Below are 24,704 nucleotides of genomic sequence, written 5' to 3' on the forward strand. Positions count from 1 at the left end.
GACGAGGCCGGTCCAGGAGTGCGAAGTCAGGTTCAGGACGGGTCCGTTGGGGAGTTTGCTGTCCCGTACGGGTACGAGCCCGCTGGTCAGCAGGTCCGCGCTGCACTCCACGCAGGCACCGCCGTTGGAGCTGTAGGACGACTTTTGCCAGCGGAGAGTTGTCACAGCTTGCCCTTTCGTGCCTGAGTGATCAGCGCCACCGTAGCCGACGGCGACAGCGCTTCGGCCATGAGGTGATGATAGGCCGCCCGGATGCCCAGCAGTCTTGATGGTTCCCGCTCCATCTGGCCTTGAATTTGCGATTCCGCGTAACCCACTTGGCTGCCGTCAGCCATCGTCAGCAGGTAGACGGGCAGATTGAAGGGGCGAGCCTGCCCCAGCGCGTGGGGCGCCACCTGGAGAACCGCGTTCGGACGCGCGGCGAAGGCCGCCAACGCCTCGAACTGTTCTTGCATCACGCCGTCGCTCCCCACTCGGTGACGCAGGCAGCTTTCATCCATGATCACGAGCATCATGGGAGGGCGTAGTCGCTGCAACGACGCCTGGCGTTTGGCCAGGTAGGTGAGCCTGTGTTCCGCTTGTTCCTCGGTGATGAGGCCCCGCCACACGTCCGCCTCGGCCAAGGCGCGCGCGTACGCGGGAGTTTGCAGCAGACCGGGTACGAGACCGATCTCGAACAGCCTTATTTCGACGGCTCGTTCTTCCGCCCGCGATCGGCGTCCAGGAGAGCTTCGTTCACGATCCCCCCTTCCTTTTTGACAGGTTGAAGTGGTCCCGACTGTACGTCAGCTTGTACTCCAGTGTGACGGCTTCGCTACAGAGGGGGACCAGTATGGCGAACGAGCCCCAGCCGGAAACGGCGCGCACCTCACCGACCGACAGCGAACCCTGCGCGACGTGCCACACGTGGCGGTTGGCGGAGAGGGGCGCGGAAGCGGAACGGGACTACTCGCGGGCGGCTGACTGTCGCGTCATGCTCAGGCGGCATCGCGCCGACGCGCACGGCGGTTCCGAGTGACGACCTCTGAGGAGAGCGCCGGGCGGCTCAGCGTCGGGCGCTACGCCCGCGACCGGAGGACCGGCCTCGTCGGACGGGTGATGGGGCACGTAGGCCCGTACACGCAGCTGCGCCCGGTCAGGGGTGGGTGTGAATGGGACGCGGACCCGGTGGACTTGGAAGAACTCGGCGGCTCGGACGAACTGAGCGCCAAGGTCGCGGAGAAGAACAGGGAATCGGCGGTGGGGCTCGCGATGAAGTACCCGAATCCCCTTTGATCGGGCAGGGTCTCGGCTACCGGTAAGGCCCGGTGACCGGGCTCGCTGGCCACGCGCCGATGGCGCGTGGCGCGTGACCGACACGGCCGCCTCAGTTTCCGGAGCGCCCGGACGGGGCGGCACTCTCAGGGCTTGCGCGCGACGCCCACCCAGAACGGCAGCGTCGCCGTGTCGAGGAGCTTGTCGGGGAGGTCGCCCAGCTCCGGGCGCCAGTTGTCCGGGCCCACGAGGCCGGGTTCGACGAAGGTGAAGCCCTCGAAGAAACGGGCGATCTCCTCGCGGGGGCGCAGGGCGAGCGTGATCCGCCCGGCCCGGTACCGCTCGTCCGCCTCGTCCACCCGCGCGTCGTTCGCCTTGAAACCCGCCTGTGTCACGACGAGTTGGCTGCCCGGAGCGAGGGCGTCCCGCAAAGTGGCCACGATCTCGTGCGCGCCCTGCTCGTCGCTGATGAAGTGCAGCAGGGCGATGAGGGAGAGCTGCACGGGCCGGTCGAAGTCGAGGATTTTCGCGGCCTCTTCGAGGATCTTCCCCGGCTCCCGCGCATCCCCCTGCACATAGGCCGTGACCCCTTCGGGCGTCCCCGTCATCAACGCCTCGGCATGCGCCAGCACGATCGGGTCGTTGTCGCAGTACACGACGCGCGCCTCGGGGGCCACCTCCTGCGCGACCTGGTGCAGGTTCGGGGCGGTCGGTATCCCCGTACCGATGTCGAGGAACTGCCGCATGCCCTCCTCGGCCGCCCATCGCGTCACCCGGCGCATGACCGCCCGGTTCGACCGCGCCATGTCCCGCACCCCCGGCTCCAGGGCGAGCATCCGCCGCCCCAACTCCTCGTCCGCCGGGTAGTTGTCCTTGCCGCCGAGGTAGAAGTCGTAGACACGGGCGGGGTGGGGCGTGCTGGTGTCGATGACGGCCGGGGCGGAGGCGGGAAGCGATGGGTCGGAGTGGGGCACGGGAACTCCTCAGGCGGGGTCGCTGGTTCGTGTGCGCGAGCGATCAACTCCCGCAAACTACCCGCCAAGAGCCCGCCGGGCGAGCCTCATTCCCGCGTCTCCGCAGCCACCCACGCCAGGTACTCCGCGCTGCCGCCCGTCAGCGGCAAGGCGATGATCTCCGGTGTGTCGTAGGTGTGTTCCGCCCTGATCCGGGCTTCCAGGGCGTCGTACCGCGCCGCCGTCGTCTTGTACGTGACACGCCACTCGGTGTCCGTCGTCACCTCGCCCTCCCAGCGGTACACGCTCGTGAGCGGCCCGTCGATCTGCGCGCACGCGGCGAGGCGCGACTCGACGGCCCGCGCGGCGAGGTGGCGGGCACGCTCCTCGGAGTCGGTGGTGGTGAGGACGGTGAGGAAGCGGGTGGGGTCGGTCATGGGGCGAAGATAGCGGGCCGGTGAGAATCCGAAGCCACTCAGCCCGCCGCCCCGGCGAGGATGCGGGCCGCGCCCTGGGCGAGCAGGGATTCCGCCACCGTCAGCGACAGCTTCTCCGGCTCGGCCGCCGGACCCTCCGCCGTGGCGGTGATCTGCTCGGTGCCGTCGGGGGTGGTCACGGCCGCGTGGAGGCGGAGGCGGGTGGGGGAGGGGCGGCTCGTCCAGGTGCCGAGGGGGACGGAGCAGCCGCCGTGGAGTTCGGCGAGCAGCACGCGTTCGGCCCGCACCGCCGCATCCGTCGCCGCGTCCCCGCTCCCGGCGAGGAGACGGGCCGCCTCGCTGTCCTCCCGCACCTGGATCGCGAGCGCCCCCTGACCGGGCGCGGGCGGGTACGCCTCCGGGTCCAGGTACTCGGTGATCTCGCCCGCGAGCCCGAGACGGTGCAACCCGGCCGCCGCGAGGACGACGGCGTCGAGCGTGCGGGTACGGGCCAGCCGGGCCGGGACGTTGCCCCGCACCGGGACCACCTCCAGGTCCGGCCGCAGGGCGAGGAGCTGCGCGATCCGCCGCGTCGAGCCCGTACCGACCCTCGCTCCCGTGGGCAGTCCCGCGAGCGTCGCCCCGCACAGCGCGTCGCGCACGTCCTCGCGCGGACCCGGCGTGCGGAGCAGCACCGTGCCGGGGGCCGGTGCGGTCGGGAGGTCCTTGAGGCTGTGCACGACGATGTCCACCTCGCCCCGTACCAGCGCCGCCTCCTGCCGCGAGGAGAAGGCCGAGACACCCGCGCGCCGCGTCACCTCGGCCACCGTGGGCGTGCGCCGGTCCGCGTCCCCGGCCTCCGTGATCACCCGCCGCACGAACCGGACCCCCGGCACCTCGCGCTCCCAGCGCTCCACCATCTCCCGCACCTGCGCCCGCGCCAGCGCGCTCCCGCGCGAGCCGACCGCCACCACGTTCTCCGCCACGCCGCTCGACTCCCTCACCGCTCCGCTCCTCGGGCCGTCCGAGTCTAGGTAGGCCCGGCAGACGGCCATGCCAACGCACTGTCGCCAAGCGGGTTGCCGGGCAGGAAACGGGGCAGCGCCTCTCCGGTGGCACCGTGCTCGTGACAGCGCGCCCACGCCCTGTGCCGTCCCGGTGTGACCCCCGTCGCACCCGTGCCCTTCCTTTGTGCCGGGCGCCGTGCCCGTCCTCGGGGCGGGGATAGGGTGGCTGCTCGTCCACGCAGCCGAGCCTGATTCAGCGGAGAACGTGACTACCACCCCCACCTCCTCCACACACCTCTCTCCCGCCTTCCCCGGCCGGGCCCCCTGGGGTACGGCGGGGAAGCTGCGCGCCTGGCAGGAGGGCGCGATGGAGCGGTACGTACAGGAACAGCCGCGCGACTTCCTCGCGGTCGCCACTCCCGGCGCCGGGAAAACGACCTTCGCGCTCACGCTCGCCTCTTGGCTGCTGCACCACCACGTCGTCCAGCAGATCACCGTCGTCGCCCCGACCGAGCACCTCAAGAAGCAGTGGGCGGAGGCCGCCGCGCGCATAGGGATCAAGCTCGACCCGGACTACAGCGCGGGCCCCGTCTCCAAGGAGTACGTGGGCGTCGCCGTCACCTACGCGGGCGTCGGGGTGCGCCCGATGCTGCACCGCAACCGCGTCGAGCAGCGCAAGACCCTCGTCATCCTCGACGAGATCCACCACGCGGGCGACTCCAAGTCCTGGGGCGAGGCGTGCCTCGAAGCCTTCGAACCCGCGACCCGCCGCCTCGCCCTCACCGGCACCCCCTTCCGCTCCGACACCAACCCCATCCCCTTCGTCACCTACGCGGAAGGCAACGACGGCATCCGCCGCTCCGCCGCCGACTACACCTACGGCTACGGCAACGCCCTCGCCGACGGCGTCGTGCGCCCGGTCATCTTCCTCTCCTACAGCGGCAACATGCGCTGGCGCACGAAGGCGGGCGACGAGATCGCCGCACGGCTCGGCGAGCCCATGACCAAGGACGCGATCTCGCAGGCCTGGCGCACCGCGCTCGACCCGCGCGGCGAGTGGATGCCGAACGTGCTGCGCGCCGCCGACCAGCGCCTCACCGAGGTCCGCAAGGGCATCCCCGACGCCGGCGGCCTCGTCATCGCCTCCGACCAGGACCAGGCCCGCGCCTACGCCAAGCTCATCCGCGAGATCACCGGCACCAAGGCGACGCTCGTCCTCTCCGACGACTCCGGCGCCTCCGACAACATCGACACGTTCTCGCACAACGAGGACCGCTGGATGGTCGCCGTCCGCATGGTCTCCGAAGGCGTCGACGTGCCGCGCCTCGCCGTCGGCGTCTACGCCACCACCATCTCCACGCCGCTCTTCTTCGCCCAGGCCGTCGGCCGCTTCGTGCGTTCGCGCAGGCGCGGCGAGACCGCCTCCGTCTTCCTCCCCACCGTCCCCGACCTGCTCGGCCACGCCAACGCCCTTGAGCTGGAACGGGATCACGTCCTCGACAAGCCGAAGAAGAACGGCGAGGAGGACCCGTACGCCGAGTCCGAGAAGGAGATGGACGAGGCGAACAAGGAGCAGGACGAGGACACCGGCGAGCAGGAGGAGTTCTCCTTCGAGGCGCTGGAGTCCGAGGCCGTCTTCGACCGCGTCCTCTTCGACGGCGCCGAGTTCGGCATGCAGGCGCACCCCGGCAGCGAGGAGGAGCAGGACTACCTCGGCATCCCGGGGCTCCTCGAACCCGACCAGGTGCAGATGCTGCTCCAGAAGCGGCAGGCCAAGCAGATCGCGACGAGCCGCAAGAAACCGGCGGAGGACGCCGACCTTCTCGAACTCCCCGCCGAGCGGCGGCCCGTCGTCTCGCACAAGGAACTCCTCGAACTGCGCAAGCAGCTCAACACCCTCGTCAGCGCCTACACCCACCAGAGCGGCAAACCGCACGGCGTGATCCACACCGAACTGCGCCGCGTGTGCGGCGGGCCGCCGAGCGCGGAGGCGACGGCGGGGCAGATCCGGCAGCGCATCGACAAGGTGCGGGAGTGGGCCACGCGGATGAAGTGAGGCAGCGGCGCAGGCGCACCGGCGGCAGGGCGGGCGGGGCGGCGACGCACCGCCCGCGACCCGTCCCGGGCGCCGCGCCTCCCCTTGTGTGCTTTCCGTGTACATGCTGAGTTCCTCAAGAGGTAATACGGACGGTTCGGCTCCGTTACCGCCCGGATACTGGACAACGCCTTCCGCTGAGCGGGGACCGCTCGCTACTGTCCGGGCAACGCACACGCCCCGTGGCAGCGTCGCCCCGGAGCGCAGCCGGTGCGACTCGCAGGCGGACCGGGTACGAGGTGCCGTGCGCCGGACGGGACCGGTGGCCCCGCGCCCGTACGGTCGGGCCCCGCCGCACCTCATCGAAGGAGTGGGCGTCGTGACCGCGGAGACCTCTCAGACGCTCGACCGTGGACTCAAGGTCCTCAAACTGCTCGCCGAGACCGATCACGGTCTCACCGTCACCGAACTCTCGGCCCGGCTCGGGGTCAACCGCACCGTCGTCTACCGCCTCCTGGCCACGCTGGAACTGCACGCGCTGATCCGGCGCGACCTCGGGGGCCGCGCGCGCATCGGGCTCGGCGTGCTCGGTCTGGGCAGGCAGGTGCACCCGCTCGTGCGGGAGGCCGCGCTGCCGGCGCTGCGCTCCCTCGCCGAGGACATCGGCGCGACCGCGCACCTCACGCTCGTCGACGGCAGCGACGCGCTCGCCGTCGCCGTCGTCGAGCCCACCTGGACCGACTTCCACGTCGCCTACCGCACCGGCTTCCGCCACGCCCTCGACCAGGGCGCGGCGGGCCGGGCCATCCTCGCCTCCCGCACCCCGGCGGGCCGCACCGTCCCCACCTGCACCCTCACCCGCGACGAACTCGACGCGGGCGCCTGCGGAGCCGCGGCCCCCCTCCTCGGCGTCACGGGCCTCGAAGGCAGCGTCGGCGTCGTGATGCTCCCCGACTCCGTCCCCGAACGCGTCGCGCAACGCGTCGTGGACGCCGCCCGCGAGGTGGCGGACGCCCTGCGCTGAGGGGGCGGGCGCCCTGCGCTGAGGGGAATGGTGGGGAAGCGGTCGGTGGGGTGGCCCGTGCGAGTCGGCGGGGTGGCCCGGGCCGGGCCGCCGGATGGCTCGGGCGAGGCGGTGGGGCGGCTTGGGCCCGGGTGGCCGGGCAGCTTGCCCCGGGTGGCACGGGCTTGCGCTGAGCGGGGGCGGACCCCCTGCGGCGAGCAGCGCCCCGCGCCGAGCGGGCGGCTTTGCGCCGGATGACGGCCGCTCGCATTGAACGGCCAGGCGCTGTGCCCCGAGCGGGCACCCTGCCCCGAGCCGGCACCCTGCCCCGAGCCGGCGCCCTGCCCCGAGCGGCCGTCTGGGGCTGAGCGTGGGGGGAGGCCCGCGCCGGGCGGGGGCGGGGCGAGTTGCGCGGGCGGCGCGGCTGGCGCGGGTGGGGACGCCGGGGGCCGAGTGGCTCGCGTTAGATTGTGGGCGTGTCCTTCCGTCTCAGGCGCCCCCGCGTCCTCCTCCTGTGCGTCCTGCCGGTGCTCGCGCTGATTCTCGTCGCCGCGCTCGCACCGCTGCCGTTCACCGTCGCCCAGCCCGGCACCACGGCGAACGTGCTCGGTTCGGACAAGGGGCAGAAGGTCATCACGATCAGCGGCGCCCCCCAACGCCGCACCAGTGGACAGCTCAGGATGACGACCATCCTCGCCACCGCCCCCGACGCGACCGTCAAGCTCGGGGACGTGATCGACGGCTACTTCCGCACCGACCGCGCCGTCATGCCGCGCGGCTCGGTCTACCCCGGCGGCGACATCAAGGAGATCGAGAGGCACAACCTCGCCGACATGCGCTCCTCCCAGGACCACGCCACCAACGCCGCCCTCTCCTTCCTGGGCCGCACCGACGAGAACGTCAACGTCACGCTGCGCCTCGCCGACGTCGGCGGCCCGAGCGCCGGGCTCCTCTTCTCGCTCGGCATCGTCGACAAACTCGACGGCGACGGCAAGGGCGGCGACCTCACCGGGGGCCGCACCATCGCGGGTACGGGCACGATCACCGACGGCGGCGAGGTCGGTGCGGTCGGAGGCGTCGCGCTCAAGACGAAGGCCGCCCGCCGCGACGGCGCGAGCGTCTTCCTCGTCCCGAAGGACGAGTGCTCCGACGCCCGCTCCGAACTCCCGAAGGGCCTCCGCCTCATCCCCGTCACCACGCTCAAGGGTGCGGTCTCCGCGCTGCGCGCGCTCAACGACGGCGGCAAGGTACCGAGTTGCTGACCGCGCGAGCCGCATCGGCAAGCTGAGCCACCCCGGCACCGGCCTCACGCGCGCACCAGCGCGCACCACCGCGCGCCCCGGCACCGGCCTCACGCGCGCACCACCGCGCGCCCCGGGACCGCGAGCCGCAGCCCCAGGCCGACGAGCCCCCAGCCGAAGCGCGCCCGCAGCCCCCGTATGTCCCTCGCGCCCAGCGCCTGTTCCGCTTGTCGCGCGTGCTCCCCGCGGAGCCCCCGCTTCCGGGCGAGCGCGTCGGCGGTGGCCTCGGCCCGCAGGTCCCTGGCCCGGTAGGAGTGCAGCAACTGGTGGTCGGTCTCCAGGATTCCGAAGGCTCCCATGAGGACGTGCTTTCCGTAGATCTCGTACGACATGGCTGCCGCCTGCCTCTCTGCGACGTGCGAAGTGAACGTTTGTTCGAATGAATGGTCGTGCGGTGCCCCGTCGCGCGGACCGGGCGCGCGGGACCCGCGCCCTTCATGGGTGCCTCAGGTGCGGGCCTGGCGGTGCATCGGCAGGGCGTGGAGGTGCACTCGGACCTCCTGCCGCCCTGCCTCCTTCGCGTCCCGCCCGTCGTACTCGTTGACGAGAGCGAGCAGTCGCTTGCTCAGTTCCGTCAGCTCTTCCGGGGTCAGGTGCAGGCTCATGTCGCTGAACGTCCCCGCCTCGTTCCACGGCGTACCGCGCCAGCGGTCGCGGTCGGCGACCCAGGCGGCCGTCTCGCGGTAGTGCGACGAAGCGAGTTCGTGGAGCAGGACATCGGCCGCGCCTCGCAGTTCGGGGTTGTCCTGGTCGATCTCGCCCGCGTCGAAGGTGATCGAGTCGGGGACCGCGCGCCACCAGCGCTCGCGCCCCTTCCCGTGCTCCGGGTCGTCCTCGACGAAGCCGTACTCCGCGAGCTGGCGCAAGTGGTAGCTCGTCGCGCCGCTCGACTCGCCCAGCTCCTTGGCCAGCTGCGACGCGGTGGCGGGACCGCCGCGCCGCAGGGAGTTGAACAGCTGCATGCGCAGCGGGTGGGCGAAGCCGCGCAGCCCGCGCGCGTCGAGCTGCCGCGTCGTGTGTGCGATGGCCTCTTCGGCGGGCGTCAGGTCCTCGTTCATGGCACTACCGTAGGCAACGCAAAGACTCTTTGCAAGGTATTTTTGCAAAGAGCCTTTGCGTTCATCCGGAAGGGTGAACTCCACCTCGCCGGAGGCGGGTTCAGAACACGACCACCGGCTTCACCGTCGCCCCCGAGGCCGAGTCCTCGAACGCCTTGTTGATGTCCTCGAACGCGTACCGCTTGACCAGCTTCTCCACCGGGAAGCGGCCCTGCGACCACAGTTCCACCAGGCGCGGGATGAAGTTCTGCGAGACCGAGCTGCCCTGGATGATCGTCTTGAAGGTCCAGCCCTTGGGGAGCGAGAGGCCGATCTCGAAGGGGACCTCCGTGCCGGCGGGGGCCGAGCCGACGGTGGCGAGGACGCCCCGTACCGCCAGCGCGTTCGCCAGGTGCGAGAGGACGGCGGGGACGGCGGTCGTGTCGAGGATGTAGTCGACGCCCCGGCCGCCGGTGATCCGCTCCAGCTCCGCGCCGAGGTCGGTGGTCCCGCTGTTGACGGTGTGCGTCGCGCCCAGCTCGCGGGCCAGTTCGAGGCGCGAGTCGTGCACGTCCACGGCGATCACCGTGCCGCACCCGGCCACCCCGGCCGCCATGATCGCCGCGAGCCCGACCCCGCCCGCGCCCGCGACGGCGAGCACGGAGCCCGCCTCCGGACGCAGGTCGTTGAGCACCGAGCCCGCACCGGTCTGGATGCCGCAGCCGAGCGGTGCCAGGAGCTCCAGCGGCACGTCGGCGGGCACCGGCACGACGCTCCGCTCCAGCGCGTTGACGTACGTACTGAAGGAGGACTGCCCGAAGTAGTGCGAGGAGACGACCTCGCCGGCCTCGGTGGACAGGGAGGTGGACCCGTCGCGGCGACGGCCCGCGAAATCGACGCTCATCATGTTGGCGCAGTACGCCACGTCGCCCGCCAGGCACTGCGCGCAGTGACCGCAGTACGCGGCCGAGAGGATGACGTGGTCGCCCGGCTCGACGCTCGTGACGTCGGCCCCGACCTCCTCGACGATCCCCGCGCCCTCGTGCCCGAGCACGGCGGGCAGCGGCGTCGGGTAGACGCCGTCCCGCGTCAGCGCGTCGTTGTGGCAGATGCCCGAGGCCACGAGCCTGACCCGGACCTCGTCGTTGCGGATGTCGTCCAGGCGCAGCTCCTCGATGCTCAGCGGGGCCTTGCGCTCCCGGGCGACAGCGGCGGTGACCGTCTTCATGGCGTCGTACTCCTGTGCTTCGCAATAGGGAACCAAAACGTTCCTTATCTGTACGGTACTGCGCCCCGCCGGAAGCGCGGGCGCGCCCCCTTCCCCCTCGGGGCCCGCTGCCCCCCTGGGGCCCGCCGCCGCGTCACGCGCCCCCTTACTCCCCTCCCTTCTTCACGAACCCCTCCTCCTCCAGCCAGTCCCGCGCCACGTCGTGCGGGTCCTCGCCGTCCACGTCCACCTTCGCGTTCAGCTCCAGCGCCACCGCGTTCGTCAGCTTCTTCGTGATCGGCGCCAGCACCGTCTCCATCCGCGGGTGCTCTTCGAGCGACTTCGTGTGGAAGACGGGCGCCACGTTGTAGTTCGGGAAGAAATGCTTGTCGTCCTTCATGACCTTCAGGTTCAGCGCCTTGACGCGGCCGTCCGTCGTGAACACCTCGCCGAAGACGCACGCCCCCTTCGCGGTCTGCGTGTAGACGATGCCGCCCGCCATCTTGGTGACGCGCGAGTTCGGGATGTTCATGCCGTAGGCCCGCTTGAGCCCGTTGAGCCCGTCCTCGCGCGCCGCGAACTCGCCCTCGACGCACAGCGTCACCGCGCCGGGGTTCTTCTTCGACAGCGCCGCGACGTCGGAGAGGGTCTTCGTGCGGTACTTCCGCTCGTTTCGCTGGTTGAGCGCGAGCGCGTACGTGTTGTTGAGCGGCCCGGGCGGCCCCCACGTGATGCCGTTGCGCCGGTCCGCGTCGCGCACGGCGACCCACTGCTCGTGCGGGTCGATGATCGGTTTCGTGTGGCCGAGGTACGTGATCCAGCCGGTCCCCGTGTACTCGTACATCGCGTCCGCCGTGCCGCTCTTGACGGCCTCGCGCGCGCCGATCGAGCCCTGGATGCCGGTACGGTCCAGGACGTCGGCGCCCGCCGCCTTGAAGGCGATGCCCATGATCGCGCCGAGCACGAGCTGTTCGGTGAACTCCTTCGAGGTCACGGTGATCTTCGCGTCCTTGAGCGGCTCGCCCTTGCCCACGGACCCAGGCCCGACGTCGTCCACGAGCGGGCTGCCACTCGTGAGCCCGCACCCCGCCGCGCCGATCAGGAGCGCCCCGGCGAGCGCGGCGACGGCGGTACGGGGGTACTTCGGGCCGGTGCGGAGGCGGCCGCGTACCCCCGCGGGCGAGCCGCCGCGTTCACCCATACGAATGACACCCGCCTTCATGAGCCGACCTCCAGTCCCCGCGGCCTCAGCAGCAGTTCCGCCAGCGAGGCGAGCCAGTCGACGAGGAGGGCGAGCACGATCGTGAGGATCGAGCCGATCACGAGGACCGACATGCGCTGGTTGGTGATGCCCGCCGTGATGATGTCGCCGAGCCCGCCGCCGCCACCGAACGTCGCGAGGGTCGCGGTGCCGACGTTGAGCACGAGCGCGGTACGCACGCCCGAGAGGATCAGCGGCACCGCGAGCGGCAGCTCGACCCTGCCGAGCACCATGAGCGGCGACATGCCGATGCCGCGCGCGGCTTCGAGGAGCGTCGGGTCGTTGGCGCGCAGGCCGGCGATCGTGTTCGAGAGGACGGGCAGGATCGCGTAGATGATGATGCCGACGAGCGCGGGGAACTCGCCCGTGCCCAGCCAGATCACGAGCAGCGCGAGGAGCCCGAGCGCCGGGGTCGCCTGCCCGATGTTGGCGAAGGCGACCGCGACGGGCGCGGCTTTGCGCAGTCGCTGCCGGGTGAGCAGGATGCCGAGCGGGATCGCGATGACCAGCACGAAGAACGTGGAGATGACGGTGAGCTGGATGTGCTGGCGCACCCGCAGCCAGATGTTCCCGCCGCCGAGCGAGTTGCGGGCGATGACGTCGAGCGTCGCCGTGTCGTAGTAGAGCCACGTGCCGAGCAGCGCGAGCGCGAGCACGAGGGGCAGGAAGGTGAGTTTGCGCCAGCCGATACGGCGCGTGGCGCGCTCGACGCGGCCGCCGCGCGGCGCGTCGTGCTCGTCGCGCGGGCCGTCGCCCTCGCGCCCGTCCCGGCCGTCGTCCTCACGCCCGTCCCGGCCGTCGTCCTCACGCCCGTCGTCCTGAGGGCCGCCGTCGCCGCGCGCGCGGTGCGGGCCTTCGTACCTGGTGGCGGTACGGGCGAGACGTTCGGGGGCCGGGTCGTGACCGCGTGCCGTCTCGCGGTCCTCGGCCGGATCGCGCGGGCGGCGCCGGGGGTCCTGCTCGCTCATCCGGCCCCACCGCCCCGGCGCGGGTCATCGGGGCGCGACTCGCCCCGCCCGGTCTCCGGCCCCGCGTCGCTGACCGCCGAGCCGCCCGGCCGCAGTCCGCCGGGGTTCTCGGGCGACCCGTCGGGCGCCGCGGTCCCCGTCCCGCCGGGCGCCGCCCCCGCCCCCGTACCGCCCGCTCCCGTCCCCGTACCGCCCGAGGCCCCCGCCCCTTCCTCCTCCGCCTCCAGCGCCGTGACCCGGCCGTGGTGCGCGTGGTCCTGCTCCTCCTGGATCTCCTCCAGCTCGTGGCGGTGCTCGATCGCCTCCAGCCGGTCTTCTTCGAGCAGTTCGTGCACCGAATTCATCAGGGTCTGCATGTCGACGACGCCCTCGTACTCGCCGCGCCGCCCGGTCACCGCGACGCGGCCCGCGTTGTCCGTGAGCACCGCCTCCAGGGCGTCGCGCAGGGTCGCGTCCCGCGTCACCGTGTCCTGCACGAGCGCCCCGGCCCGCGAGAGCGAGCCCTTGGCGCGGCTGAGATCGCCGCGCCGGAGCCACTTATAAGGGCGCTCGCGGCGGTCGAGCATGAGCAGTTCGGTGCGCCCGTCCTCACGCAGCTTGTCGAAAATGGTCTGGAGCGGGTCGTCGACGGACACGGTCGGCCAGTCGGTGATCCCCACGTCCCGTACCCGGGTGAGGTTGAGGCGCTTGAGCGCCGCGCCCGCGCCGACGAAGCCGGAGACGAAGTCGTCCGCCGGATTGGTCAGGATCGCCTCCGGGGTATCGAACTGAGCGATCTTCGAACGATCACGCAGCACCGCGATCCGGTCGCCGATCTTGATCGCCTCGTCGAAGTCGTGCGTCACGAAGACGATCGTCTTGTGCAGTTCGTGCTGAAGCCTGATCAGTTCGTCCTGGAGGTGATCGCGCGTGATCGGGTCGACGGCGCCGAAGGGCTCGTCCATGAGCAGCACGGGCGGGTCGGCGGCGAGCGCGCGGGCGACGCCCACGCGCTGCTGCTGACCGCCGGAGAGCTGCCGCGGATAACGCCCGCGGAACTCCGCCGGGTCGAGCCCCACCAGGTCGAGCATCTCCTCGACCCGGTCCTTCACGCGCCCCTTGGACCAGCCGATCATCTTCGGCACGAGCGCGATGTTCTGCGCCACGGTCAGGTGCGGGAAGAGACCGGACGACTGGATCGCGTAGCCGATCTTCCGCCGCAGTTTCACCGGGTCCATGTCGGTGACGTCCTCGCCGCCGATCCTGATCCGTCCGCTGCTCGGTTCGATGAGCCGGTTGATCATTTTGAGCAGCGTCGTCTTGCCGCCGCCCGAGGGGCCGACGAAGACGACGGTCTCGCCCGCCTTGATCTCCAGGCTCACGTTCTCGACGGCGGGGACGGTGGTGCCCGCGTAGATCTTGGTGAGGTTCTCCAGCTCGATCGTCGCCCCGCTCGTGTCGCCCGTCCCTGGCGCGTCCGGGGCGGTGCTCGCTGAGGGCGCCGAGGCGCCCGAGGGCGGTGTGGTGGCGTCAGACACGGATACCCCTCGGAATGGTGAGCCTGCCGATCAGGACGTAGCCGAAGTCGAAGAGCAGGGCGAGGACGACGATGCCGACGGTGCCGGCGAGGACCTGGTTGAGCGCGTTCTTGCTGCCCAGCGAGGCGATGCCGCGGAAGATCTCGTTACCGAGCCCGGGCCCGGACGCGTACGCGGCGATCGCGGCGATGCCCATGAGCATCTGGGTGGAGACGCGGATACCGGTGAGGATCGGTGGCCACGCGAGCGGCAGCTCGACCCGCAGGAGCCGGGAGGTACGGGACATCCCGATGCCCTTCGCGGCGTCCACGAGCGTCGCGTCGACCCCGCGCAGGCCCACGATCGCGTTCCGGACGATCGGCAGCAGCCCGTACAGCACGAGCGAGATGACCGTGGGCGCGACACCGAGCCCGACGATCGGCACGAGCAGGCCGATGAGCGCGAGCGAGGGCACGGTGAGGATCGTGGACGTCGCGGTCGTGGCGAGGTTGCCCGCCCACTCCGAGCGGTAGCAGAAGACGCCGATCAGCACCCCGATGACGGTCGCGATCACCATGCACTGGAAGACGGCGCTCGCGTGCTGGTAGGCGTCCGAGAGCAACTGCTCGTGCCGGTTGCCGACATAGGTCCAGAAATTCACGCCACCGCTCCTGACTCCCGACGTCGTCCGGCCGGTCCACCGCGCTCGGGGGCGGTGCGTGGACGTGCCGTACCGCTCCACAGTGGCGGCGGCGCCGGGACCGCGCTCCCCGGGTACGGCCATCCGGCGGGCGCGGGGGCGAGGCGGCGTGGGGGAGGGGCGGGTCTACTCCCGCGCGGCGTGCGCGGCCTGCTCGATGAGCGGGAGGACCCGCAGCGGTACGGGGTTCTCCATGACGATCGCCGTCGAGGCCCGTACGATCCCCTCGAAACCGACGACCTGGTCGATGACCCGCTGCAGATCGGCGTTGGACCGGGCCACGAGGCGGCACAGCATGTCGCCCTGCCCCGTCGTCGTGTGCAGTTCGAGCACCTCGGGCACCCGCGCGAGGTGCGCCCGCACCTGCTCCCCGCGCCCCTGCCGGATCTCCAGCGTCGCGAACGCCGTCACCGGGTACCCGAGCGCCGCCGGGTCCACCTCCGGACCGAACCCCCGGATCACTCCCCGCGCCCGCAAGCGGTCGAGCCGCGCCTGCGCCGTCCCGCGCGCGACCCCGAGCCGCCGCGACAGGGCGAGCACCCCGATCCGCGGCTCGCGCGCGAGCAGCAGCAGAAGACGGGCGTCGAGGGCGTCGATCATGAAGGGCTCCCGGCCGAACGGGTGACGAGTGCGAGCGAGCCAATTCAGTCATCCGGGGGCGGGGGCGGACAAGGTGCGAGGTGGACGAGAGCCCGGGGTCTTCACACCCGGCGCTCCCCGGTGCCACTGTGGGGATCATGACCGAGCCGCTGAGCGAGGACGCCTCCCCCCTTCTCGACGACCTCCGGGCCGGGCTGCCCGCCGGAGCCGTCGTCGACGATCCCGAGGTGATCGCCTCGTACGCGCACGACATGGCGAGCTTCTGCGCGGCCGGGCGCGCGGCCGTCGTGGTGCTGCCGCGTACCGTCGAAGAGGTCCAGCACGTCATGCGGACCGCGACCGCGCACCGCGTGCCCGTCGTGCCGCAGGGCGCGCGCAGCGGGCTGTCGGGGGCCGCGAACGCGATCGAGGGGTGCGTCGTCGTCTCGCTCGTCAAGATGGACCGCATCGTCGAGATCGATCCCGTCGAGCGCGTCGCCGTCGTCGAGCCCGGCGTCATCAACGCGGCGCTCTCGCGCGCCGTCGCCGAGCACGGACTGAACTACCCGCCCGATCCGTCGAGCTGGGAGATGTGCACGATCGGCGGGAACATCGGGACCGGCTCCGGCGGGCTGTGCTGCGTCAAGTACGGCGTCACCGCCGAATACGTCCTCGGGCTCGACGTCGTCCTCGCCGACGGCCGCCTCCTGCGCACCGGGCGCCGCACCGCCAAGGGCGTCGCCGGGTACGACCTCACGCGGCTCTTCGTCGGCTCCGAGGGCAGCCTCGGGATCGTCGTACGGGCCGTGCTCGCCCTCAAGCCCGCGCCCGCCCCGCGACTCGTCCTCGCCGCCGAGTTCGGCACAACGTCCGCCGCCTGCGCGGCCGTCAACGCGATCATGACGGGCGGCCACACCCCGTCCCTCCTCGAACTCATGGACCGCACGACCGTCCGCGCCGTCAACGCGCACGCCCGCATGGGCCTCTCCGAGTCCACCGCCGCCCTCCTCCTCTGCGCCTTCGACACCACGGAACCCGCGGCCGACCTGGCCGCTGTCGCGGCCCTGTGCCGCGCGGCGGGCGCGAGCGAGGTCGTCCCCGCCGAGACCCCCGCCGAGTCGGAACTCCTCCTCGCCGCACGGAGGTTGTCGCTCGTCGCCCTCGAAGCCGTCAAGGGCACCACCATGATCGACGACGTCTGCGTGCCCCGCTCCCGCCTCGCCGAACTCCTCGAAGGCGTCGAACGCATCGCACGAGCACACGAGTTGACCATCGGCGTCTGCGCCCACGCAGGCGACGGCAACACCCACCCCACCGTCTGCTTCGACGCCGCCGACGAGGACGAGTCCCGCCGCGCCCGCGCCTCCTTCGACGAGATCATGGCCCTCGGCCTCGCTCTCGGCGGCACCATCACCGGCGAGCACGGCGTCGGCCTCCTCAAGAAGGAGTGGCTCGCCCGCGAGTTGGGCGAGACAGGCCTGGAGGTACAACGCGCGCTCAAGGCCACCCTCGACCCGCTGGGCATCCTCAACCCCGGCAAGGTGCTGTAGGCGGGGCGGGAACCGGCGGTACGCGTACGCAGCCGCGCGCCCGGGTACGGAACCGCCCCCGCGCCCCGCAGGGAACCGCCCCCGCGCCGCCCCCGCGTCCGGGCGGCTCACTCGCTCTCGTACCCCTCCTCCCGCCACGGATCGCGGTCCCGCTGCCACAACTCCTCCACCGGCATCGGCGCGAGCAGGTGCCGCAGGCCCTCCTCGATGCCGAGCAACTCGGCCTCCGTTCCCGGTGGTACGACGCGCAGCGTGCGCTCCAGCCACGCCGTCATCGGCAGTGCGGGCGCCTGGATGAGCGCCTCGCCGTCCGGCGAGGTGAGCGCGACCCGTACCGTCTCGCGACCGTCCTCCTTCGCCGGCCACACCCGCACGTCGCCGTGGCCCGAGGGCCGGAACACGCCTTCGATCAGTAGTTCGCGCGAGAAGGTCCACGCCACCGGGGACTCGGAGTTGAGATGGAAGAGGATGTGCACGGCGTAGGGGTCGTCCGTGCGGTACGTCAGCCGTGCGGGTACCGCGACGGTGCGTTCCGGCGAGACGAGGAGCTGGAGTTCGAGTTCACGTTCCACGACGGAGTGCGCCACGGCTGGTCCCTTTCTGCCTCTGCGACGGCCCACCTACAGGCCCGTACCGGGAGAGAGGGCGGTCGCAGCACAGCATTACGCGGGTTGCGGAAAGATTTTTGCTCAACCGCCGGGATTGCCCCCACCTCCGCCGGACCGGCCCGCAACACGCCCGAGTTCTGGTAAATGTGGACGCCCACCCCACTCACCGAGCAGATACGGGACGAGCGGACGATGAGCGCCCCCACTCCGGCAGCAGGCGACGCGTACCCCGGCGAGGGGTACTACCCCGATCCCTCCATCCCCGGCTACCTGCGCTACTGGAGCGGTACGGGGTGGGTCCCCGGCACCAGCCGCCCCGCGCCCGCCGACGGTTCGGTCCCGGCCCCGCCCCCCGGCTACCCGCGCCAGGCCGCACAGCCGCCGCCCGCCCCGGCCGCGGCCGCTCCCGAGGAGACCGGCCCCCTCTTCTTCGACGGCCCCCGTACCGCCACCTCGCCCGTCCTCTACGGCCCCGAGCCGACCAACCCGCCCCAGGAGCCCGGCCCTTGGGACGCGCACCCTCCGCAGGGCCGGTCCCCGCGCGTCTCCTGGGGCACCGGACCCGAGCAGGGCAACGACCCCCGCGTCCCGCACCCCGCCGCCTCCCCGGAGTCCACCGGCGAGCCGAACCCCTACCGCGACACGCCGCAGCCGACGTACGACCCCCGCCCCCCGCTCGAACCCGTCCGCCCCCAGCCCGCACACCCCCGCCCGGAGGGCACGGGCACGGTGAGCCTGCGCCCACAGGGTCAGGTGACGCCCTATCAGGGGCAGGGGCAGGGGCAGGGGCAGGGCGCGGGCGTTGCCGGGGCGGGCGTCGATGGCGCGGCGCCCGGCGGTGGTACGGGGCCCGGGGAGCGGCGCGCGCTCGACGCGCCCGGCGCGTATCCCGCCCTTCCGTCGGCCGGTGGTCCCACGACGGGCGGCCAGGGGACGCTGTCGATGCGCCCGAGGAGCGGTGGCGGGGCGGCGGGGGAGTGGGGGCAGGGGCGGCAGTGGGCCGGGGGTCCCGGCGCGAACCCCGAGAACGGTACGGACGAACCGGGCGGCTTCGAGGCGGGCGGCTCCGAGCCCGGGGCCTTCGAGCCGGGCGGCTCCGCGTCAGGTGCGTCCGCGCGGGGCGGCGTCGCCTTCGGCAAGCCGGCGGGCATGGACGACACGGTGCGGGCCCGGGCGGCCCGCCTCGCGGAGCAGGAGGCCCCGCCTGCGGCGTACTCACCGGGGGCGTCCGGGTACGCGGACGCGACGGGGAACCACGGCAGTGGTCATCCCGGGAACCAGGTCCCCGGCGCCCCTGGGAGCCAGGTCCCCGGCGCCACCGGGAACCCCGCCCCCCTCGGGAACCCCGCCCCCCTCGGGAACCCCGCCCCCCTCGGGAACCCCGCCCCCGCCCCCCTCGGGAACCCCGCCCCCCTCGGGAACCCCGCCCCCCTCGGGAACCCCGCCCCCGCCTCGCGCGTTGGGCCCACCGGGGGGCCCACCGAACCCCTAGGTGAAGCGTTCGACCGCCCCCTAAGGGACACCCCCGCGTCCCCTCCCGCCCCAGAACCTTCTCCCGCTCCCATCCCCATCCCCACCCCCACCCCCGCTCCCCCTCCCGCCCGCTCCTGGGCCGCCCAGGTCTCCGCCCTCGCCCAACCCGCCCACCCCGCCGCCCCGGGCAGCGAGGGCAGCGCCCCAGCCACTCCCTTCAAGCCCGTCCGCGAGGACCCGTTCACCGCCGCCGCGCGGCGGCAGGCGGCGGCGCGGCCCGCCGGGCTCGGGCGGCGGCTCCTCGCGCGGATCGTGGACAGCCTGCTGCTCGGCGCGCTCACCGGGGCGGCGGTGGTCCCGCTCGCGAGCCGCGCCGCCGACCACGTACAGGCGAAGGTCGACGCGGCGAAGCTGAGCGGCGAGACCGTCGAGGTCTGGCTCGTCGACACGACGACCGTGAGCTGTCTGCTCGCCTCCGTCGGCGTCCTCCTCGTCCTCGGTCTCCTCTACGAGGCGCTGCCGACCGCCCGGTTCGGCCGTACGCTCGGCAAGAAGCTGCTCGGCCTGCGGGTGCGCGACATCGAGGAGCACGAGCCGCCCGGCTTCGCCGCCGCGCTGCGCCGCTGGCTCGTCTACGCGGTCCCGGGGCTGCTCGGGATCGGAGCGGTGGGCGTGCTGTGGGCGTGTTTCGACCGGCCCTGGCGGCAGTGCTGGCACGACAAGGCGGCTCATACTTTCGTGGCCCGCTGAGGTCCGACCGGCCCACGTCCCGTGGCAGGGCCCCGCCTCCCGCGCTCGACTCGGGACATGACGAGCGCACCGCCTCCGCCCGACGACGAGGACCGCCCGGGCGAGGACGACCCCTTCCGCAAGCGGCAGCCCCCCGCAGGCCACGGCGGCGGCTCCCCCTACGACCCGCCGGACGGCGAGCGGCCCGCCGCGGACGAGGGCCGCGCGGGCTCCCCGTACGACCCGCCGGGCGCCGCGCAGCCCCCGTACGAGCGCCCCACGGGCAATACGCCGCCCCCGTACGGCGGCGCGAACCCGCCCCCGCCGGGCGGTGCGAGCGGGCCCGGGAACGAGGCGAGAGACCCGTACGGGAACGGCCCCGGAAACCCGTACGGCGGCGACCCGAACAACCCCTACGGCGGGCAGGGCCCGTCCGGCGGGCAGGGCCAGAACCCCTACGGTCCGTACCCCGGCGGCCCCTACGGTCCCTACCCCGGTGGGCCGGACGGGCCGCCCGGTGACCCGCTCGCGGGCATGGCGCCGCTCGCGCCGAGCGGAAAACGCGTCCTCGCGCGGGTCATCGACATGGTGCTCGTCGGCATCGTCGTCTACCTGCTGACGCTGCTCTTCCGCGTCTCGGAGACGGACTTCGACCACGCCGACGCGGGCCGCTCGATCGGCCAGTCCTTCGTCGCGGCGATCCTCTACATCGGCTACGACGTGCTCCTGAGCCAGCGGCGCGGGCAGACGCTCGGCAAGCGCCTCATGAACCTGCGCGTGGCCAGGCTCGACAACGGGCTGACCCCGGACACGCGCACGCTCCTCGTGCGGGCCGCCGTGCTGTGGCTGCCCTTCGCCTTCTGCTGCGCCTGTGTGTGGACCGCGATCTGCGGAGGCTGGTCGTTCATCGACCGCCCCTACAAACAGGGCCTGCACGACAAGGCGGCGAAGACCGTGGTGGTCGTGGTCTGAGCGGGTCGCTCAGCGGGGGTACGAGGAGGCGGTGGGCCTGGCGGCCGGGACCGCGGAAGGCGGCCGGGCGGCGGGTGGCACGTGCGGGGCCTGCGGGCGCAGGGCGTAGGCGACCGCGACACCGAGGGCGAGCGCGGCCACGCACGTGAGCGCGATCCAGGCGGTCGACGTGGTCCCGGACAGGAGCAGGACGAGCAGCACCGTGAGGAGCACGGTCGCGGAACCGCTGGCGAGTTGGGCGAGGCGCGGACGTGACATGAGGGACCGTCCTGTGACGGGTACGAGGGCACGAGCCCGCCGTACGGGGGCTCTCACGGCGTCCATTCCCAACGGGTCCCGCGGTAAGCGCGGTGGGCGGGGAGGCGTCGGGGCACGGGGGGCGCATGGATTCACGCTTCCGCGTGAGCCGGCCGCCGCGGCTCCCCGCCCACCCATGTCCTTTCTGTGCGGAACGTGTGCGAGCAGTAACGCACGTGCCGCCTCCGCGTCAAGATCTGGTTTTTCTTCCGCCTCTCCGGTCGAATAGCGAACCACGTGTATCCGCACGTGTGTTCCGGGATTCGTCGGAACGAGTGACGTCCCGTCACCCGACACCGGGACCCGCTTCCGGGGAGGACAGCGCACAGGTGAGCAGACAACGGAGAGCCCTCAGAGCGGCCGCCGTCACCGTGGCGACCGGCCTGATCGGCGCCACCGCCGCGTCGTTCGGGGTCGCACAGGCCGCCGACGGTCAGGTGGGCAGCAAGGACGGCCAGAAGATCGAGCGCCGTGACCCGGCCCTCGGCAAGAAGGGCGCCGAGCACAACCTTGAGGGCCCCTTCAGCGAGAAGCAGGACGCGCAGCGCCAGGAGGCGCTCAACCAGCTTCTGACGGGCAAGAAGAAGGCCACCGAGCGCGACGGCTCGAAGGTCCTCAAGCTCGACAAGGGCAAGTACGTCGAGCTGGGCCGCGAGAAGACGGACAAGATCTTCACGATCCTCGTGGAGTTCGGCGACGACGTCGACCCGTCGTACGGTGGCCAGCCGGGCCCGCTGCACAACCAGATCGCCGAGCCCGACCCGAAGAACAACAACTCGACGGACTGGCAGCCGGACTTCAACCAGCAGCACTACCAGGACCTGTACTTCTCCGACTCCAAGGACGACAACGTCCAGTCGATGAAGAAGTACTACGAGAAGCAGTCCTCGGGCCGCTACTCGGTCGAGGGCGAGGTCACGGACTGGGTCAAGGTCAAGTCCAACGAGGCCCGTTACGGCAGCAACAAGTGCGGCGCCTCCACCTGCTCCACCGCCTGGGACCTCGTGCGCGACGGTGTCACCCAGTGGGTCTCCGACGAGAAGGCGGCCGGCAAGTCGGCGGCCGACATCAAGGCGGACCTGGCGCAGTTCGACCAGTGGGACCGCTACGACTACGACGGCGACGGCGACTTCAACGAGCCGGACGGCTACATCGACCACTTCCAGATCGTCCACGCCGGTGAGGACGAGTCCGCGGGCGGCGGCGTCCAGGGCGAGGACGCGCTCTGGGCGCACCGCTGGTACGCGTACGGCACCGACCAGGGCCGCACGGGCCCGGCCGAGAACAAGGCCGGCGGTACGCAGGTCGGTGACACCGGCATCTGGGTCGGCGACTACACGATGCAGCCCGAGAACGGCGGCCTCGGCGTCTTCGCGCACGAGTACGGCCACGACCTGGGCCTGCCCGACCTCTACGACACGACGAACACGGGCGACAACTCCGTGGCGTACTGGTCGCTCATGTCCTCCGGTTCCTGGCTCGGCCGCGGCAAGGACGCGATCGGCGACCTGCCCGGCGACATGAACGCCTGGGACAAGCTCCAGCTCGGCTGGCTCAACTACGGCACCGCGAACGCCGCGAAGAGCTCGACGACCAAGCTGGGCGTCGCCGAGTACAACACGAAGGACAAGCAGGGCCTCGTCGTCAATCTCCCCGACAAGGAGGTGACCACGACCATCGTCAAGCCCGCGAGCGGCGCGAACCAGTGGTGGTCCGGCAGCGGCGACAACCTGAACAACACGCTGAGCCGCTCGGTCGACCTCACCGGCAAGTCCGCCGCGTCCCTGGACCTCAAGGGCTGGTGGGACATCGAGGCCGAGTACGACTTCCTGTACGCCGAGGCCAGCACGGACGGCGGCGCGAACTGGGAGCCCCTGGAGGGCACCGCGAACGGCAAGGCCCTCCCGCGCGACGGCAGCGACAAGCCCGCGCTCACCGGCCCCTCCGGCGCGTACCAGGACCTCTCGTACCCGCTCGACGCCTACGCGGGCAAGAAGATCGACATCCGCTTCCGCTACCTCACGGACGGCGGACTGGCGAAGAAGGGCTTCACCGCCGACGACATCAAGGTCGTCGCGGACGGCTCGGAGCTGCTGAGCGACGACGTCGAGAACGGTGACAACGGCTGGACCGCCAAGGGCTTCAGCCGCGTCGGCGAGTCCTTCACCAAGGACTACGCGCAGTACTACATCGCCGAGAACCGCCAGTACGTCTCGTACGACACGACGCTCAAGACCGGCCCGTACAACTTCGGCTGGCCGAGCACCCGTCCCGACTGGGTCGAGCACTTCTCCTACAACCCGGGTCTCGTGATCTGGAAGTGGGACACCTCGCAGGCGGACAACAACACCACCGCCCACCCGGGCGAGGGCCTCATCCTTCCCGTGGACGCCCACCCGAAGGCCGAGAAGTGGGCGGACGGCACCGTGATGCGCAACCGCGTCCAGCCCTACGACGCCGCGTTCTCGTGGTACCCCTCGGCGGGCTTCACCCTCCACAAGGACGGGGTCGCCACCAAGATCAAGGCGAAGCTCGGCGTGCCGATCTTCGACGACCACCGCAACACCTACTACGACCCGGCGAACCCCACCGGGAGCGTGAACATTACTGACACCAACACGACGATCTCGATCCTGAGCCAGCCGCTCAGCGGCTCGACGATCACCGTGCACGTGGACCGCGCCACACTGAAGAAGTAATCACCGCAGGTCAGAGCATGATCGGCCGTCGCCCTCTAGCGGGCGGCGGCCGATCGCGTTTAGATGCCTCCATGCGGTCCTTATTGACACGACGTCTTACGGGGGTGTGACAACGATGACCGGAAGTGGTTACTGCGTGTTGCCGGGCGGCGATGTGATCGTCGCCCTGACCCTGCCCAGACCCGCGGGCGCGGGGTGTGCGGGCGCGGGGCTCACGGGTTCCGGGGCGCCCCGTGGCGCCGGTGCCAGCGTCCGCGTGCTCGTCCGCGCGAAGAACCGTTCCCGCGCCCTGACGCGGCTGCGCAACCTCGGCCTGCGCGCCGTCTACCTGCGCGGCAACGTCGCGCCGCCGACCCCCGACGAGATCACCGCCGTTCTGCACCACCCCGAGGGACTCCTGTGGCGTGCGGCCCCGGACGACCCGTACGAGCTGTGGCACCCCATAGCGGCGCTCCTGCGCCCGCAGAGCGCCCTGGGGGCGGAGCTGGGGGGACGGGCGGCCTGACACCCGTATCGGGTTGTCATGCTCGCGCTGGACGCGAGGCGGGCCGCCCGTCCCGGCTCCGGGCGCGCTCAGGCCACCACCGGCTCCCCGTTCAGCTCGACCCCCGCCTCGCGCAGCTCGGTCAGCGCCCGGTCCGTCGTCTCGCGCGCGACCCCGGCCGTCAGGCCGAGCAGGACCCGGGTGCGGAAGCCCTCCTTCGCCGCGTCGAGCGCCGTGGCGCGCACGCAGTGGTCCGTCGCGAGGCCCACCACGTCCACCGTGTCCACGTCGTGCGCCCGCAGCCAGTCCGCGAGCGACGCGCCGTTCTCGTCCGCGCCCTCGAAACCGCTGTACGCGGCCTCGTAGGCGCCCTTGTCGAAGACCGCCTCGATGGCGCCCGAGGCGACCGCGGGCGCGAGATTGGGGTGGAAGCCGATGCCCTCGGTGCCCTGCACGCAGTGCGGCGGCCAGGAGCGGACGAAGTCGGGGTTGCGCGAGAAGTGGTTGCCGGGGTTGATGTGCGCGTCCCGCGTCGCGACGACGTGATCGAAGCGGGCCCCCTGGGTGATCAGCTCGGTGACGGCCGCGGCCACGTCGGCCCCGCCGCTGACCGCGAGGCTGCCGCCCTCGCAGAAGTCGTTCTGGACGTCGACGACGATCAAGGCGGTGGCCATG

At 72.0% G+C, this 24,704-nt stretch carries 25 protein-coding genes; 9 read left to right on the plus strand and 16 right to left on the minus strand.

Features of this window, described 5'->3' with window-relative positions:
• Both ACIP4O_RS11700 and ACIP4O_RS11705 read right to left on the minus strand, forming a co-directional pair.
• Positions 1–165: DUF397 domain-containing protein (locus ACIP4O_RS11700; RefSeq protein ID WP_401574929.1), on the minus strand; the 165-nt coding region annotated here is incomplete at its 3' end.
• Complete coding sequence (locus ACIP4O_RS11705) at positions 162–686, minus strand: DUF5753 domain-containing protein (RefSeq protein ID WP_401574930.1); 525 nt, start codon at positions 684–686, stop codon at positions 162–164. The genes ACIP4O_RS11705 and ACIP4O_RS11700, both read right to left, overlap by 4 nt.
• A gap of 328 nt (positions 687–1,014) precedes the next feature.
• On the opposite strand from ACIP4O_RS11705, the gene ACIP4O_RS11710 reads away from it, so the two are divergent.
• Positions 1,015–1,275 (plus strand): hypothetical protein, encoded by a 261-nt coding sequence (locus ACIP4O_RS11710; RefSeq protein ID WP_009068317.1) that lies wholly within the window; start codon positions 1,015–1,017, stop codon positions 1,273–1,275.
• Between the two features lie 125 nt (positions 1,276–1,400).
• On the opposite strand, the gene ACIP4O_RS11715 is transcribed toward ACIP4O_RS11710, so the two are convergent.
• From ACIP4O_RS11715 to hemC, 3 genes are all read right to left on the minus strand, one after another.
• A complete protein-coding gene (locus ACIP4O_RS11715) occupies positions 1,401–2,228 on the minus strand; it encodes an SAM-dependent methyltransferase (RefSeq protein ID WP_401574122.1) in 828 nt (275 codons plus the stop codon).
• Positions 2,229–2,314: 86 nt separating this feature from the next.
• Entirely contained in the window at positions 2,315–2,644 is a 330-nt protein-coding gene (cutA, locus tag ACIP4O_RS11720; RefSeq protein ID WP_401574124.1) for a divalent-cation tolerance protein CutA, read from the minus strand.
• A gap of 38 nt (positions 2,645–2,682) precedes the next feature.
• Positions 2,683–3,627, minus strand: coding sequence for a hydroxymethylbilane synthase (hemC, locus tag ACIP4O_RS11725; RefSeq protein WP_401574126.1), 945 nt, complete (start codon positions 3,625–3,627; stop codon positions 2,683–2,685).
• Between the two features lie 268 nt (positions 3,628–3,895).
• On the opposite strand from hemC, the gene ACIP4O_RS11730 reads away from it, so the two are divergent.
• The 3 genes from ACIP4O_RS11730 to ACIP4O_RS11740 all read left to right on the plus strand — a co-directional run bounded on the left by ACIP4O_RS11730 (position 3,896) and on the right by ACIP4O_RS11740 (position 7,930).
• Positions 3,896–5,686, plus strand: coding sequence for a DEAD/DEAH box helicase (locus ACIP4O_RS11730; protein ID WP_361332238.1), 1,791 nt, complete (start codon positions 3,896–3,898; stop codon positions 5,684–5,686).
• Between the two features lie 358 nt (positions 5,687–6,044).
• Positions 6,045–6,689: a helix-turn-helix domain-containing protein gene (locus ACIP4O_RS11735; protein WP_361332236.1), complete on the plus strand. Its 645-nt coding sequence runs from the start codon at positions 6,045–6,047 to the stop codon at positions 6,687–6,689.
• Positions 6,690–7,144: 455 nt separating this feature from the next.
• Entirely contained in the window at positions 7,145–7,930 is a 786-nt protein-coding gene (locus tag ACIP4O_RS11740) for a S16 family serine protease (protein WP_401574129.1), read from the plus strand.
• Positions 7,931–8,019: 89 nt separating this feature from the next.
• Here the strand turns inward: ACIP4O_RS11740 and ACIP4O_RS11745 are convergent, their stop codons facing one another.
• The 8 genes from ACIP4O_RS11745 to ACIP4O_RS11780 all read right to left on the minus strand — a co-directional run bounded on the left by ACIP4O_RS11745 (position 8,020) and on the right by ACIP4O_RS11780 (position 15,238).
• Positions 8,020–8,301 carry a hypothetical protein gene (locus tag ACIP4O_RS11745; RefSeq protein WP_401574132.1) on the minus strand — a complete coding sequence of 94 codons (282 nt, stop codon included), beginning with the start codon at positions 8,299–8,301 and terminating at the stop codon, positions 8,020–8,022.
• Between the two features lie 114 nt (positions 8,302–8,415).
• Positions 8,416–9,027 carry an ArsR/SmtB family transcription factor gene (locus ACIP4O_RS11750; protein WP_401574134.1) on the minus strand — a complete coding sequence of 204 codons (612 nt, stop codon included), beginning with the start codon at positions 9,025–9,027 and terminating at the stop codon, positions 8,416–8,418.
• Positions 9,028–9,127: 100 nt separating this feature from the next.
• On the minus strand, positions 9,128–10,234 hold the full coding sequence (locus tag ACIP4O_RS11755; RefSeq protein WP_401574136.1) for an NAD(P)-dependent alcohol dehydrogenase: 1,107 nt from the start codon (positions 10,232–10,234) through the stop codon (positions 9,128–9,130).
• A 145-nt stretch (positions 10,235–10,379) separates the two neighbouring features.
• Positions 10,380–11,414, minus strand: coding sequence for a glycine betaine ABC transporter substrate-binding protein (locus ACIP4O_RS11760; protein WP_401574138.1), 1,035 nt, complete (start codon positions 11,412–11,414; stop codon positions 10,380–10,382).
• Positions 11,415–11,431: 17 nt separating this feature from the next.
• On the minus strand, positions 11,432–12,442 hold the full coding sequence (locus ACIP4O_RS11765) for an ABC transporter permease (protein ID WP_401574140.1): 1,011 nt from the start codon (positions 12,440–12,442) through the stop codon (positions 11,432–11,434).
• The gene (locus ACIP4O_RS11770) at positions 12,439–13,959 is read right to left on the minus strand and encodes an ABC transporter ATP-binding protein (RefSeq protein WP_401574142.1); all 1,521 of its coding nucleotides are present in this window, start codon (positions 13,957–13,959) and stop codon (positions 12,439–12,441) included. Before ACIP4O_RS11770 ends, ACIP4O_RS11765 begins: the two co-directional genes overlap by 4 nt.
• Entirely contained in the window at positions 13,952–14,599 is a 648-nt protein-coding gene (locus ACIP4O_RS11775) for an ABC transporter permease (protein WP_401574144.1), read from the minus strand. Before ACIP4O_RS11775 ends, ACIP4O_RS11770 begins: the two co-directional genes overlap by 8 nt.
• A 165-nt stretch (positions 14,600–14,764) precedes the next feature.
• Positions 14,765–15,238, minus strand: a complete 474-nt coding sequence (locus tag ACIP4O_RS11780) for an Lrp/AsnC family transcriptional regulator (RefSeq protein WP_164287929.1) — start codon at positions 15,236–15,238, stop codon at positions 14,765–14,767.
• Positions 15,239–15,375: 137 nt separating this feature from the next.
• On the opposite strand from ACIP4O_RS11780, the gene ACIP4O_RS11785 reads away from it, so the two are divergent.
• On the plus strand, positions 15,376–16,767 hold the full coding sequence (locus tag ACIP4O_RS11785; protein WP_401574147.1) for an FAD-binding oxidoreductase: 1,392 nt from the start codon (positions 15,376–15,378) through the stop codon (positions 16,765–16,767).
• A gap of 107 nt (positions 16,768–16,874) precedes the next feature.
• Here ACIP4O_RS11785 and ACIP4O_RS11790 read toward each other — a convergent pair whose 3' ends face one another.
• Positions 16,875–17,354 carry an SsgA family sporulation/cell division regulator gene (locus tag ACIP4O_RS11790; protein ID WP_361332217.1) on the minus strand — a complete coding sequence of 160 codons (480 nt, stop codon included), beginning with the start codon at positions 17,352–17,354 and terminating at the stop codon, positions 16,875–16,877.
• A gap of 213 nt (positions 17,355–17,567) precedes the next feature.
• Between ACIP4O_RS11790 and ACIP4O_RS11795 the strand changes: the two genes are divergently transcribed.
• Together ACIP4O_RS11795 and ACIP4O_RS11800 are read left to right on the plus strand one after the other, a co-directional pair.
• A complete protein-coding gene (locus ACIP4O_RS11795; RefSeq protein ID WP_401574149.1) occupies positions 17,568–19,598 on the plus strand; it encodes an RDD family protein in 2,031 nt (676 codons plus the stop codon).
• A gap of 57 nt (positions 19,599–19,655) precedes the next feature.
• The gene (locus ACIP4O_RS11800; protein WP_401574151.1) at positions 19,656–20,549 is read left to right on the plus strand and encodes an RDD family protein; all 894 of its coding nucleotides are present in this window, start codon (positions 19,656–19,658) and stop codon (positions 20,547–20,549) included.
• 9 nt (positions 20,550–20,558) lie between these two features.
• Here the strand turns inward: ACIP4O_RS11800 and ACIP4O_RS11805 are convergent, their stop codons facing one another.
• A complete protein-coding gene (locus ACIP4O_RS11805) occupies positions 20,559–20,807 on the minus strand; it encodes a hypothetical protein (protein ID WP_401574153.1) in 249 nt (82 codons plus the stop codon).
• A gap of 368 nt (positions 20,808–21,175) precedes the next feature.
• On the opposite strand from ACIP4O_RS11805, the gene ACIP4O_RS11810 reads away from it, so the two are divergent.
• Positions 21,176–23,545, plus strand: a complete 2,370-nt coding sequence (locus tag ACIP4O_RS11810) for an immune inhibitor A domain-containing protein (RefSeq protein ID WP_401574155.1) — start codon at positions 21,176–21,178, stop codon at positions 23,543–23,545.
• Positions 23,546–23,660: 115 nt separating this feature from the next.
• Positions 23,661–24,050, plus strand: coding sequence for a hypothetical protein (locus ACIP4O_RS11815; protein ID WP_401574157.1), 390 nt, complete (start codon positions 23,661–23,663; stop codon positions 24,048–24,050).
• A 68-nt stretch (positions 24,051–24,118) separates the two neighbouring features.
• Here ACIP4O_RS11815 and ACIP4O_RS11820 read toward each other — a convergent pair whose 3' ends face one another.
• Positions 24,119–24,703 (minus strand): nicotinamidase, encoded by a 585-nt coding sequence (locus ACIP4O_RS11820; protein ID WP_361332205.1) that lies wholly within the window; start codon positions 24,701–24,703, stop codon positions 24,119–24,121.
• Between the last annotated feature and the right edge of the window lies 1 nt (position 24,704).

It is taken from the genome of Streptomyces sp. NPDC088923 (genome assembly GCF_044749745.1).
GTDB lineage: Bacteria > Actinomycetota > Actinomycetes > Streptomycetales > Streptomycetaceae > Streptomyces.